This window comes from Pseudomonas sp. AL 58 (assembly GCF_036348395.1).
Classification (GTDB): domain Bacteria; phylum Pseudomonadota; class Gammaproteobacteria; order Pseudomonadales; family Pseudomonadaceae; genus Aquipseudomonas; species Aquipseudomonas defluvii.
This window is the reverse complement of record NZ_JAZBQR010000005.1, coordinates 258,449-270,583: the sequence shown is the minus strand read 5'-3', so window position 1 is coordinate 270,583 and position 12,135 is coordinate 258,449. Positions and strand designations below refer to the sequence as shown.

10 protein-coding genes and 2 pseudogenes are annotated in these 12,135 nt (G+C 61.1%); 1 reads left to right on the top strand and 11 read right to left on the bottom strand.

Annotated features, from left to right (window positions below; translation table 11 throughout):
• Nucleotides 1–108 precede the first annotated feature (108 nt).
• The 6 genes from UIA24_RS08810 to UIA24_RS08785 all read right to left on the bottom strand — a co-directional run bounded on the left by UIA24_RS08810 (nucleotide 109) and on the right by UIA24_RS08785 (nucleotide 5,549).
• Nucleotides 109–882 (bottom strand): carboxymuconolactone decarboxylase family protein, encoded by a 774-nt coding sequence (locus tag UIA24_RS08810; protein ID WP_099774615.1) that lies wholly within the window; start codon nucleotides 880–882, stop codon nucleotides 109–111.
• A 229-nt stretch (nucleotides 883–1,111) separates the two neighbouring features.
• Nucleotides 1,112–1,579 carry a (R)-mandelonitrile lyase gene (locus UIA24_RS08805; RefSeq protein WP_330522678.1) on the bottom strand — a complete coding sequence of 156 codons (468 nt, stop codon included), beginning with the start codon at nucleotides 1,577–1,579 and terminating at the stop codon, nucleotides 1,112–1,114.
• Between the two features lie 59 nt (nucleotides 1,580–1,638).
• A complete protein-coding gene (locus UIA24_RS08800; RefSeq protein ID WP_330522677.1) occupies nucleotides 1,639–2,631 on the bottom strand; it encodes an aldo/keto reductase in 993 nt (330 codons plus the stop codon).
• A 24-nt stretch (nucleotides 2,632–2,655) separates the two neighbouring features.
• Nucleotides 2,656–3,246 (bottom strand): flavodoxin, encoded by a 591-nt coding sequence (locus UIA24_RS08795; RefSeq protein WP_099774619.1) that lies wholly within the window; start codon nucleotides 3,244–3,246, stop codon nucleotides 2,656–2,658.
• Nucleotides 3,243–4,232, bottom strand: a complete 990-nt coding sequence (locus tag UIA24_RS08790; protein ID WP_099774621.1) for an aldo/keto reductase — start codon at nucleotides 4,230–4,232, stop codon at nucleotides 3,243–3,245. The genes UIA24_RS08795 and UIA24_RS08790 overlap by 4 nt, the downstream gene beginning before the upstream one ends.
• A gap of 312 nt (nucleotides 4,233–4,544) precedes the next feature.
• Nucleotides 4,545–5,549, bottom strand: a complete 1,005-nt coding sequence (locus tag UIA24_RS08785) for a sensor domain-containing diguanylate cyclase (protein ID WP_330522676.1) — start codon at nucleotides 5,547–5,549, stop codon at nucleotides 4,545–4,547.
• A gap of 227 nt (nucleotides 5,550–5,776) precedes the next feature.
• Here UIA24_RS08785 and UIA24_RS08780 point away from each other — a divergent pair, with 227 nt between their 5' ends.
• Nucleotides 5,777–6,475 (top strand): potassium channel family protein, encoded by a 699-nt coding sequence (locus UIA24_RS08780; protein WP_099774624.1) that lies wholly within the window; start codon nucleotides 5,777–5,779, stop codon nucleotides 6,473–6,475.
• Nucleotides 6,476–6,547: 72 nt separating this feature from the next.
• Here the strand turns inward: UIA24_RS08780 and UIA24_RS08775 are convergent, their stop codons facing one another.
• From UIA24_RS08775 to UIA24_RS08755, 5 genes and pseudogenes are all read right to left on the bottom strand, one after another.
• A complete protein-coding gene (locus UIA24_RS08775; protein WP_330522674.1) occupies nucleotides 6,548–7,474 on the bottom strand; it encodes a transporter in 927 nt (308 codons plus the stop codon).
• 31 nt (nucleotides 7,475–7,505) lie between these two features.
• Nucleotides 7,506–8,114 (bottom strand): annotated as a pseudogene (locus tag UIA24_RS08770) (nucleotidyltransferase family protein); the annotation flags it as partial.
• Nucleotides 8,115–8,177: 63 nt separating this feature from the next.
• Nucleotides 8,178–9,179, bottom strand: a pseudogene (locus UIA24_RS08765) (XdhC family protein); the annotation flags it as partial.
• A gap of 81 nt (nucleotides 9,180–9,260) precedes the next feature.
• Nucleotides 9,261–11,519, bottom strand: coding sequence for a xanthine dehydrogenase family protein molybdopterin-binding subunit (locus tag UIA24_RS08760; protein WP_330522673.1), 2,259 nt, complete (start codon nucleotides 11,517–11,519; stop codon nucleotides 9,261–9,263).
• Nucleotides 11,519–11,977 carry a (2Fe-2S)-binding protein gene (locus tag UIA24_RS08755; protein ID WP_099774632.1) on the bottom strand — a complete coding sequence of 153 codons (459 nt, stop codon included), beginning with the start codon at nucleotides 11,975–11,977 and terminating at the stop codon, nucleotides 11,519–11,521. Before UIA24_RS08755 ends, UIA24_RS08760 begins: the two co-directional genes overlap by 1 nt.
• Between the last annotated feature and the right edge of the window lie 158 nt (nucleotides 11,978–12,135).

Here is a 12,135-nt window from a genome sequence, read left to right as displayed (position 1 = left end):
GCGAAGCTGCCTTGTTGTTGAATCAGCAACGAGCCATCGGGTTGGTTCGCGCAGGCCGCCAACAGGCTCAACAGCGTGATGCTCAGCAGGTACTTTACAGATTTCATGTCATTTCCCCGAAGCCGCGAGGGCCTGGGTCAACGCGGTATTGGCACGTTCAGCCGTCTGCGCATCGCCGTGTTTTTTCAGCAGTTCCGTGACCTCGAGCAACTGTGCCGTGCTCAGACCGACGCGCAAGCTCGCCGCCATGTGTGAGCGCAATTGCGGCTCGACACCTGGCGTTGCGGCCAGCGCCCCGACGGTCGCCAGTTCGCGGCTTTGCCAGTCGAGGTTGTCGCGCTCGAAGATGTCGCCGAACAGGTGGGTTTGCAGGAACCGGTTGATCACCGGAGCGAACTCGAACACCGGGCCTTTGACCGGGGCGCCGGAGATCCTGGTTTGATTCGCGGTTCCGGCGGCCAGCAGCTCATTCCCGATCGGAATCGCCCGGCTCGGCTCACGCCCCGGCGCGTCTTCGATACCGCGCTGTTTGCGCGTTTGCACCACCGTCATCAGCTCGTTCAAGGCGTTGAGGCTGCGGGGGAAGCCCACATAGGCGTATAGCTGCACCAGAATTTCCCGGGTTTCGCTGATGGTCAAGCCGGCATCGAGCCCTTGATTGAGCGCGGTGTTGAGGTTGGGTATGTCGCTGGTTGCCATGAACGCGGCGATCAGGGGAATCGTTTGTTGTTGGCGCGACAAGGTAGCTGCGCTGGCTGGCGTGCTGGCCATGGTCTGCGATGCCTCGGCTGCTTGAGTGGTAACGCTGAACATCGCCCCGATGCCCAGACAAAGTGCCATGAGTGCGGGGAGTGCAGTGCTATTGCGTGCGTCAGTGGTCATCGTGAAAGGCTCCATCCATTGCGGGTCACTGCGGTGTCACTGGATCGTACGGAGGATGGTTGTTGCGATTAATCCCGAAATTGCGCATGGACTTCTGAGCAGAACTCATGAGTCGACATTGCCATAACCGCTGCAATTCCGGCGCGACCGCGCTGGTGCGGGGCATGGAGGTCGGATGACGGTTTGCGACAAAGGTGCCGGGAGAGCAACTTCGACACATTCCGTAACTTCATTGGCCGGCGTACTGCGCCTCCGATACCTGTTCCGCCCAGGTGACGGTCTTGCCGTCCTCGGCTTCAGCGATGGCGATGTGGGTCATGCCGTTGCTGGCCGTGGCGCCATGCCAGTGACGGGTATGCGGCGGAATCCAGACAGTGTCGCCCGGTCGGATTTCCTGTCGCGGGCCGCCCTCTTGCTGCACGTATCCGACGCCTGCGGTGACGATCAGCGTTTGCCCCAGCGGATGGGTGTGCCACGCCGTGCGTGCGCCGGGCTCGAAGGTCACCGTGCCGCCGCCGATGCGCGCCGGCGCATCACCTTTAAACAGGCCATCAACGCGCACTGTGCCGGTAAAGTTTTGCGCCGCGCCCTTGACCGAGGGCTGCGAGCCGTTCGGCGTAACGCGGATTTCGCTGGCGGCCTGGGATTCTGCCGCCATGCATGACAAAGCAACGAGTGGTGCGATCAATCGGTTCATCGGGTCAACTCCGGTCAGGCGTGAAAGCGGCGCCGCACGTGGCGGCGCGTTGGGCAGACTCAGAGACCGGTCATCTTCAGTGCCGATTCCGGCAGGCGTTCACCGTGCACCTGAATCTGCGCCATCTGCTCGTTGATCACGCGCAGATCGTCACTGGTCAATTGAAGCTCGACTGCGCCCAGGTTCTCTTCGAGTCGATGGGGTTTGGTCGTGCCCGGGATCGGCACAATCCACGGTTTCTGTGCAAGCAACCATGCCAGCGCGACTTGCGCCGGAGTAGCGTGTTTGCGTTGCGCGACGGCTTTCACCACGTCGACCAGCGCCAGATTGGCCTTGCGGGCTTCAGGGGAAAAGCGTGGTACAAAGTTGCGGAAATCGCTGGCGTCGAACTGCGTGTGCTCGTCGATTTGACCGGTGAGGAAACCGGCGCCGAGCGGGCTGAACGGTACGAAGCCGATCCGCAGTTCTTCCAGCACTGCCAGCAGTTCCAGCTCTGGGCCTCGCCAGAACAGCGAATATTCGCTCTGTACCGCCGTAACCGCTTGCACCGCATGTGCCCGGCGAATGGTTTCCACACCCGCCTCAGACAGGCCGAAATGCTTGACCTTCCCCTCGGCGATCAGCTCCTTGACGGTACCGGCGACGTCTTCGATGGGTACCTGCGGATCGACGCGGTGCTGATAAAACAGGTCGATGCAGTCGGTGCGCAGGCGCCTCAACGATGCCTCGGCCACGGCGCGGATATGCTCCGGGCGGCTGTTGGTGCCGCCGCCGCGTGCGCCGGTGATCAGGTCGATATCGAAGCCGAACTTGGTAGCGATGACGACCTGCTCGCGAATCGGCTGCAAGGCCTCGCCCAGCAGTTCTTCATTAGCGAACGGGCCATACGCTTCAGCGGTGTCGAACAGGGTGATGCCTTGCTCGTGAGCCGAACGAATCAGCTTGATCATGCCGGCTTTGTCGGCAGCCGGCCCATAGGCCGAGGTCATGCTCATGCAGCCCAGGCCCAGTGCGGACACTTCCAGGCCATTACCCAACGTGCGGATTTTCATGATGTCACTCCGTACAGAATTCGATTAACGCGTGCGGGGGTGATCGCTCAGCCAGGCGTTCACGCGTTCCATAGTCTTGCGCTCCTGCTCACTCTCCATCACAAATCCCTTCAGAACCCTAGCCTTCGGCGCGTGCTCGACCAGCACGCTGCGACTGTTGCCCAAGCCATAACTCCCGTGGGTGTTGAAGGGGATGAGGGTCTTGCCGGTCAGGTCGTGGGCGCTGAGAAAGGCGCGCACGATCGGCGGGGCGGTTTCACCCCAGATCGGAAAACCGAGATAGATCGTGTCGTAGTCGCTGAGGGCGTGAATCTTGCTTTGCAGCTCGGGTTCGAAGCCGCTGTCACGCTCCTGACGCGCCTGCTCCACGGTTTGCAGATAGTCCTCGGGGTAGGCGTGGGTCGGGCGAATCTCGAAGAGATCGGCACTCAGTCCACGCTGGATCAGCCCTGCAACGACGCGGGTATTGCCCGAGCGCGAGAAATACGCGACCAGAATCCGCGAGCCTGAGCGCGGTGTTTCACTAGCGCCTTGCGTGTCGGCGAGCGATAGCAGCGGGGCGCTGGCCAGTGCGGCGATCACCGTGCGCCGCAGCGGATCATGATCGTTGCTCATCGACCGACACGCGCCTTGAGGGCCTCGGGATAACGCTCGCCTTCGATGCGGATCTGCGCCAATGCTGTATCAATTGCCTTCAGTTCGAAGGCGTCGAGCGTGATGTCTGCGCCGCCGAGGTTTTCTTCCAGACGATGCAGTTTGGTCGTCCCCGGAATCGGCACAATCCACGGCGCCTGCGCGAGCAGCCATGCCAGCGCGATCTGTGCGGGTGTGGCTTGTTTCTGCGCGGCGATCTGACGGATCAACACCACCAGGCCCTGATTGGCTTGCAGCGCCGACTGGCGGAAACGCGGGACGACGCTGCGGAAATCGTCGCTGCCGTAAGTGGCCTCCGCCGACACCGTGCCGGTGAGAAAACCTTTGCCCAATGGGCTGAACGGCACTAAGCCGATGCCCAACTCCCAAAGCGTCGGCAGGATTTCCTGCTCAGGCTCGCGCCACCACAGCGAGTATTCGCTTTGCAGCGCTGTGACCGGCTGCACCGCATGCGCACGGCGAATGGTCTGCGCACCGGCCTCCGACAGGCCGAAGTGCTTGACCTTGCCTTCGCCAATCAAATCCTTCACTACTCCAGCGACGTCCTCGATCGGCACGTCCGGATCGACGCGGTGCTGGTAAAGCAAATCGATGTAATCGGTCTTCAGTCGACGCAACGAACCCTCGACAGCGACCCGGATGTGCTCGGGGTGGCTGTTGAGAATCTGCTGTTTATTGTCGTCGCCGAAGGTGAAGCCGAACTTGGTGGCGATGACCACTTGATCACGCACCGGTGCCAGGGCTTCGCCCACGACTTGTTCGTTCAGGTAAGGGCCGTAAACCTCGGCGGTATCGAAGAGCGTGACGCCTCGGTCAACCGCCGATCGGATCAGAGCAATGGCTTGTTGTGTGTCAGTCGCCGGGCCGTAGCCATGGCTCAAGCCCATGCAACCCAAGCCCAGGGCTGACACTTCGAGTGAACTGCTTCCGAGTGTGCGCTTGTGCATTTGGATCTCCCGACATTTGGCGTTGGGAGAACAGTAAGCGAGCTAATGAGCGGGCACTAGACGGTTAAATCGGCAAGGGTTCATGAAATTTGCTCATCAGTCTCAGAAAACGGGAGGTGACGACTGTGTCCTCATGGATACCTAGACGCCCTGAGCAAGTGCTCAGAAACAGGCCTAACTATCGCGTTTGATAGTAAATAATCGAGCGATCGCTTCTGGCCGTTACCTGCCCTCCGCGAAGGGCAGTTTTGGGTAAAGGGCTGCTGGTCATGGATGAGTACTATCGACCCTTAGCAGACGCTTGCAGGTTCTCTATGAATGACCGGTAGTTGTTTGCTCTTCTGCACTGTCAACTGCAGACCAGTACGCCACCCCCTCCAATTGCACATATTCAATGCGGTTCCGTCCATTGTTTTTAGCCGCATATAGCTGCTGGTCTACGGCGTTGATGAAGTCTGTAGGCTTTTCCCACTCACCTGGCACTACCGAGCCCGCGCCTATGCTGACCGTGACGCGGTGACCATGCGGCGATAGCGCATGCACGATGGACTGCTTCTGAATCAACCGCTGGCAGCGCTCAGCAACTCTACGCGCCACCTCGGCATTGGCTTCGGGCAGCAGCACGACAAACTCTTCGCCTCCGTAGCGAGCCACAAGATCGCGAGGGCCATCCAACGCCAAACTCAGCGTCTGTGCAATCGCTATCAAACATTTGTCGCCTTGAATATGGCCGTACAAATCGTTGTACTGCTTGAAAAAATCGACGTCAAACAACAGCAGAGACAGTGGCTGGCGCTCGCGGCGCGCGCGTTCCCACTCCAACTCGAAGCAGCTATCGAAGCGGCGGCGGTTGGCGATACTCGTCAAACCGTCCTTGAACGAAAGCACCTCTAGCTCTTTCTGCAAGCTCAGCAGTTGGTCCTCGGTCTTCTTGCGTTCGCTGATGTCAAACATGAAGCCGATCAGTGCTTCGACCTCGCCTCTGTCATTGCGCACCACGTGCACAACGTCGCGAATCCACACATAGCCGTTGTCCTTGGTCAGCGCTCGGTAGTCCGCCTCATGGTCCACGCCAGCCTGGGATTGTGTTACGCAGAAATTCACCACATATTCGCGATCTTCTGGATGCATGCGCATAGCCCAGTCTTCCACGCTCACCCAACTTTCAGGGCTCCAGCCCAGCAACGCTTCGATCTGAGGGCCGATATAGGCGAATTTCATTGAGGCCCAATCAATCTTCCAAGGAATCGCCTTGGTCGACTCCAGCAAGGTTCTGTACACCTCACTGTCATTAACGAACTCGCTTGCATCGGACATACGCAATAGCCCTCAGAGTCATATCAGTAAGCCACTTTAGCCTTAAGCAGGCAGTCGTGGAAATTTACTGAGTGTGTTGCAACGTCATCTGTCCTGCGACCGATCAGCGATGCGCTCTCACCGGCATTCGCGACTAGAATTCCACTGCCGACCCTTCTAAAGCCAGGTCCGGTTTCAACCCTGCAATGTCAGGTCGCTAGTGTTATTTCCGTCTATGGGATACCGGTATGGCAAATCTGCAAGACAAAACCGAATCCGAAGAGGATCTGGCCCAGATGGTAATAGGGCGGGGCCCCTGCACCTACCTGTTGTTGCTGTTGCTCGGATTGATCCTCCTGTTTCCTTTTCTCGAGGAGGGGATACTGGCCCGCACGTTGCTCGGCATTCTGTTTTCAATCGTGCTGCTGGTGGGCGCCTCTGCCACTCGGCAGACTCGGCGGGGGTTGATCCTCAAGCTGGGCCTGGCGTTGCTGGGGGTTGGCCTTCAATGGACGGCGTTGTGGGCGGAGAGTGTCGCGACTCTTGTCTTTGCCGCCGTATGTTATGCGGCGTCTCTTGCCGTCTCGTTTAGCGGCGTGCTCCGCTACATTCTCAAGCGCGGGCCCATTACAGCCGACAAGCTGCATGGTGCGCTTGCAGGTTACATCATGCTGGCCTTCGTCTGGTCCTTCGTCTATGGCCTGGTCGAGGTATCCAGCGCGGGTTCCTTCGGCCCCGGGCAACTCGACTTCATGCAGCCCGGCTCGTTCTTCAAGCTGATCTATTTCAGCCTCACGACGCTCACGACCACCGGCTATGGTGATGTGATCCCGTTGACTGACCACGCCCGCTCACTGGTGATGGTCGAAGAATTTTCAGGCGTCTTTTACGTGGGTGTTGTCATCGCGCGGCTTGCCGGCCTTTATCCGTCGAATCAGATCAGGTGACGCTCGATTTTGACTGAGTTGTCCCTGATTGCAGACGACCCCGTGAAGGCGATGCAGCGAATGTCCTGGGGGTCAGAGCCCTCCGCCGAAGCGGTACTGCCAGACGATGCCAATGGCATCGTATTCGCTGCCCGTACGGGTATGCCCGCCATTACTCGCGTTCAGCTTTAGCGAATGGTTGCGGTTCAATGGCAGCGTAAGGGTGCATCCGTAGCGTGTATTTTCCTGAAAGTCATGGTTGCCGACCCCATCGACTGAGCTACTTCCGCCCGCGAAATAGGTTGTATCCAGCGACGCCCAAACACCATTGCTAAAGGCATAGATGAGATGCCCTTGTACTTGGTAGATCGGGTTCTGTGACAGCGTGTGGTCGCCGAGGAACTCGTTATTGTCGGTGTAAAAGGTACCCGCGCCGGATAACTCCAGGGTCACTGGCCCCAGGCGTTTGGAAATCCCAAGCTCGGGTTTGAACGACCAGCGGTTGTTGCCCAGGTTCACCAGTTTGTTCGCGTCGTATTGCCCCAGAGGCGCTGTGATCGCCAGGCTGGCGCCGATAATGACATCTTGTTGATAGCGGGGGAATTCAGCCAGGGACATCGCCGGGGCGCCATACAGGTTCACCGAGAAGCGCAATCTTGGATCGATCAAACCCGTGACATTGCGCTCCTTGGGTTCACCGTTGAACAGGGCAGAGCCGCTCAGTTTTGCCTCAGGCACGACGATGTCGAACTTCCCCGAGCGGCCCCAGACGTCGAGGGACCTGGCAAAGGCAAACACGACTGTCTTGATGTTGAGCTTGGCATCCTGGAGCGGAACTGAGGGGTTGGCCGTCACGCTGCCATGGAGATCGCTGTAGCCCATCAGCAGGAAATTGATACCGACCGGCGTATTGGCGTAAGACCTGGGTTCGAGATCCTCTGCGACCGCGTTGGGGGCTGTGATGACGAGCGAAGCGGATGCGAATCGAACCAGCCTGACGACGCAGCGTTTGTGTTTCATCCACGTTTGCTTCCTGTCAGGCCCTGAAGTTCTATGTATTGTTGTAGCGCATCTGGATTTGTTTGGCACTGGCCGCGGCTACCCGCTCCATGTGCTGATCGCTGAGGATGTCTGTGGGTGAGTCGATATCCAGCAGGACACCTGAATCTTCAACCTCTACCGGAATACAGGCATCAGCATTGTCGAGGATGACCTGCCTGCCGCCCTGATCGCCTTGCAGATGAGCAAGCGCTGGCCAGAAGCGCCGACCAAACACCACGGGATGCCCCCGCTGTCCTTGATGGAAGGGCAGGACGATATGGTCGGTGCTGGACAACGTGCGCAGTTGCTTAAGCGTCTGCGCGTCGATCCATGGCATGTCACCGAGCAGAACCGCCACGGCCTTTGCCCCTGAATGCTCAAGTGCGCGTACGCCCGCCGCGAGACTGGCCCCCATCCCGTCATCGGCATGCGCCGCCCACACGATGTCGACCTGGAGGTCGATTGCCAACTGTTCGGGGACGTCACCTGGACGTAGCACCACCCGAACGTCGTCGAACACCTCCCGCGCACGCGCCAGGGTTGCCGCCAGTAGTGATTGCCCCGAACGCAGTCGGGCTTTTCGCTTGTCGCTGCCAAAGCGCTCGGCGCGGCCCGCTGCCAGTACCAGCGCGACACAGCCGCCCTGCGAGCCATGAGGCTGCTGATTACACCTGTCGTGTTGCTCCCTCGTACGCTTGGCCTGGTCCACGGACAGCTCGCCAGGCAGTGCGACATTGTTCTTGGCGGCAAGGACTTCGGCCATGACACTGACCGCGATTTCCGCCGGGGTCTTGCTACCGATGTAAATGCCGATCGGCCCATGTAAGCGCCTGAGCGACGCTTCGGTCTCACCGAAATGCTCGATCAGTCGCGCTCGGCGGTTCTGGCTGTTGCGCCGGGAACCAATGGCTCCAATGTAGAACGCCGGGCCGTGCAGGGCTTCGAGCAAGGCCAGGTCGTCCAGTTTCGGGTCATGGCTCAGGGCAATGATGCAGGTACGCACGTCAGGTGCGAATGCCCGGACGACGTCGTCGGGCATGCCGACCACTGTATCGACGCCGGTAACCGTCCAGGTGTTGATGTACTCGGGCCTGGGGTCGCACACCGAGACCTTGAAACCATTGAACTGGGCCATGATCGCCACATATTCAGCCAGTGCGCCGGCGCCAATCAGCAGCATGCGGTAACCCGGGCCGAGTGGGTTGCTGATGCGCTGGCCGTCGAAGCTGAACGGATCTGGCGTGGTGGTTGCTTCGAGTGCGACCTCGCCGGTCGCCAGGTTCAGGTGGCGACGCATCAGCATGCCTTCATCAAGTCGTGCCAGAAGCTGTTCCAGTGCCTGCAGGCACGGTGCGAATTCAAGGACGATCTCCAACGTGCCGCCACAGGGCAGGCCGAAGCGGTGTGCTTCGTCGGTGCTCACCCCGTAGCGAACAAGCTGCGGTGCACCTTCCGGCAAGCCGGGCCCTTCGTAGGCGCTACTGTAGCGGTGAATCAGGTCATCCTCGATGCACCCTCCGGAGACGCTGCCCACGACGCGTCCGTCGTGGCGCAGCACCATCATCGAGCCTACCGGCCTTGGCGACGAGCCCCAGGTACGGACCACCGTCGCCAGCAGGCAGCGCTCGCCGGCAGCGAGCCAATCCCGCGCGGTGCGAAGAACGAGCAGGTCAATGCTTTCCATGGAATCTCCTCAGTGAGCACTTCGGCTTCACAGGTTGAGCCTGAGGCTCGATGTTCATCGGCCTCGCGGCTTCAGGCCTGTCTAGCTGAAGGTGTACCTGGACAACGGCATGCTACGGATGCGCTGGCCAGTCAGCCGCGCCACCGCGTTGGCCACCGCCGGTGCGACTGCCGGCAACGGCGGTTCGCCAATCCCGCCCATCTTCGCGCCGCTCTCGATGATGCGCACATGCACCCGCGCCATGCGCTGCGGTGTCAGGATAGGGTAGAGGTTGTAGTTGCGTGCACGTGGCTGGCCGTTGGCATACACCGCTTCCTCCACGAGGGCCTGGGACAATCCCAGCGCTACGGCGCCATTGACCTGAGCCTCGATGATGGCCGGGTTGACGATGCTGCCCGGATCAATCGCTTGCCAGATATCGTGGACTTTTACCTGGCCCTGCTCGATGGACACCTCGGCAATTACCGCCGCTTCCGAGCCGAACGGCGAGGCCATGGCCACGCCCCGTGCCCGGCGCGAACCATCTTCGGCGGTGAACGGGCCACGTTTCCAGCCACCCGACAGTTCGGCGACCGCCTGCAGGAGATGGGTCAGGCGGTCGTTGCCGCGCAGCAGGTGCAAGCGCAGCTCAAAGGGGTCCTTTTTGCCGTGGTCGGCCAGTTCGTCGAGGAACGCTTCGTAGAAGAAGTCATTCATCGAGTTGCCCACCGAGCGCCAGTAGCCCAGCATTGCCGGGCCTTTGACATACACTTGGGCGATGCGCTTGTGGGTGATGGTGTACGACTTGCCCGTCAGCCCCTCGAGTGCCGAGGGGTCGAGTCTTTCGCCCTGTTTTCCGGCGATTGCTTCGGTTGGGCCTTCGGTCGCGCTCACGGCTTCAAGCGCTACGGGCAGGCCCTCGGCGTCCAGTGCCGCGCGGAACTTGACCACCGCCATGGGGCGCAGGACATCGCGCAGAAACTCCTCCTCGCGGCTCCAGATCAGTTTGACTGGGCGCCCGACGGCCTTGGCCAGCAGGATCGCCTGTGGGTAGGGGTTGGCGCTGTCGTAGAGGAAGTGACGGCCGAAGAAACCACCCAGCAGGGGTGAGTGCAGGGTGATCTGTGACGGGTCCAGGCCGGTACGCTTGGCAATGTCGGCGCGGAACATGTCGGGTGCCTGGTTGGGCAACCACAGCTCAAGCGTGCCATCGGCGTTGAAGCGTGCCAGGGCCGAAGGGGGCTCAAGCTGCGCGTGGTTCAGGTACTGGTTGTGGTAGGTGGCCTCGACCTTGGTTGGCGCCGAGGCGAACGTCGCGCTGAAGTTGCCCTCGTTCTCCGCATCGCGGCCCGGGCCCGCCGCACTGGCCAGTCGCTCACGAAAGGCGTCACTGGAGAAGTCAGCGGGCATCGGGCGCAGCGGCGAGTCTTTGCCAGCTTCCTGCCACTCCACCTGCACGGCCTCCACGGCGCGCTTGGCATGCCACCAACGCTCGGCAACCACGGCGACCGCGCCGGGCAGGCGATGAACCGAATGCACGCCCTTCATGGCCTTGACCTGCGCTTCGTTGAGCAAGGCGCCTACGGTCATGCCCAGGCGCGGCGCATGCTGCACGGCTGCGTGCAGCATGCCGTCGAGTTTGACATCAATGGTGTAGATGGCTTTTCCGGTGGACTTGTCGTAACCATCGACCCGCTGCACCGGCTTGCCGATCCAGCGGAACTGGCTCGGATCACGCAGCTGCACTTGGGCAGGGTCAGGCACCGGCAGGTCCATGGCGCGTTCGGCCAGTTCGCCATAGCTCAGGACACGGCCCGAGGCGGCATGGACCACGCGACCGGGTTCGGTGGTCAGTTCGCTGACCGGCACCTCCAGGCGTTCAGCGCCTGCCTGCAGGAGCATGGCCCGGGCCAGGGCACCGAGGCGGCGCATGGTCGGGTAGCTGGTACGTACCGACATGCTGCCGCCAGTGATGCGCATACCGTTGTCCATGACCACGTATTGCTCACCGGGCGGGGCGCTGTCGACCAGGAAGGTCGCAGGGTCGGCATCGAGCTCCTCGCCGACGATCTGTGCCATGGCGGTAAAAGTACCTTGCCCGCCCTCCATGAATGGGCTGAGCAGGCGAACAGTGCTGTCCGGGCGGATTTCCAGGAACGCCGGGACTTGTGTGCCCGCCGCCTGCCCACCACTTGCGGCGGCTTGGGCCCGGGTCAGGCTGATTGGCAGGCCGAAGCCGAGCACCAACGCGCCAGCGGCGGTTCCTGCGGACGCAAGGAGAAACCGGCGCCGGGAAATATTCACCGGTTCTCCGAGCGGGTATGGCTGTCCGTCGGGGCTGCTGAATATGCTGTCGTTCATCAGCTGTTCTCCTGATCGGCCGCTACCTCATGCACGGCGGCCTGGATGGCGTTGTAGGTTCCGCAACGGCACAGGTTGGTCATTGCCGCCGCGATCTCTGCGTCGGTCGGATGGGGCGTGTGCTTGAGTAGGGCGGTGGCCGCCATGACTTGTCCGGACTGGCAATAGCCGCACTGGGCGACCTGATGCTTGACCCAGGCGGCGACCACCCGTTTGCCCACCGCATCGGCTTCGATGGCTTCTATGGTAGTGATATCGCGCCCGACGACGCCCGCAATGGGGGTGACGCAGGCGCGCAGCACGTTGCCGTCGACCATCACCGAGCACGCGCCGCACTGTGCCAGGCCGCAGCCGTACTTGGTTCCGGTCAGCCCCAGGTCGTCCCGGATGACCCACAACAGTGGCGTGTCCGCGTCGGCATCGACCTGGTAGGTCTGTTGGTTGATTCGAAGCTCCATGGCTCACCTGCAATCAGTCGGTTGGTGTCTCGGTTTTCTCGTGGGAGCAGTACGCCAGGCGCACGTCATCCAAAGACGCTAGCACAAGGTCGGCCCGGCGATGCCCGCAGGGTATTGCTAAGACCTAGCGATGAGCGTGATAAAACGGGCTATGCCGT

Excerpts from the sequence above, each read along its gene's own strand:
- UIA24_RS08775 (WP_330522674.1), bottom strand. The coding sequence starts at position 7,474 with ATGAAACACAAACGCTGCGTCGTCAGGCTGGTTCGATTCGCATCCGCT.
- UIA24_RS08760 (WP_330522673.1), bottom strand. The coding sequence starts at position 11,519 with ATGAACGACAGCATATTCAGCAGCCCCGACGGACAGCCATACCCGCTC.
- UIA24_RS08810 (WP_099774615.1), bottom strand. The coding sequence starts at position 882 with ATGACCACTGACGCACGCAATAGCACTGCACTCCCCGCACTCATGGCA.
- UIA24_RS08755 (WP_099774632.1), bottom strand. The coding sequence starts at position 11,977 with ATGGAGCTTCGAATCAACCAACAGACCTACCAGGTCGATGCCGACGCG.
- UIA24_RS08780 (WP_099774624.1), top strand. The coding sequence starts at position 5,777 with ATGGCAAATCTGCAAGACAAAACCGAATCCGAAGAGGATCTGGCCCAG.
- UIA24_RS08795 (WP_099774619.1), bottom strand. The coding sequence starts at position 3,246 with ATGAGCAACGATCATGATCCGCTGCGGCGCACGGTGATCGCCGCACTG.
- UIA24_RS08790 (WP_099774621.1), bottom strand. The coding sequence starts at position 4,232 with ATGCACAAGCGCACACTCGGAAGCAGTTCACTCGAAGTGTCAGCCCTG.
- UIA24_RS08800 (WP_330522677.1), bottom strand. The coding sequence starts at position 2,631 with ATGAAAATCCGCACGTTGGGTAATGGCCTGGAAGTGTCCGCACTGGGC.
- UIA24_RS08785 (WP_330522676.1), bottom strand. The coding sequence starts at position 5,549 with ATGTCCGATGCAAGCGAGTTCGTTAATGACAGTGAGGTGTACAGAACC.
- UIA24_RS08805 (WP_330522678.1), bottom strand. The coding sequence starts at position 1,579 with ATGAACCGATTGATCGCACCACTCGTTGCTTTGTCATGCATGGCGGCA.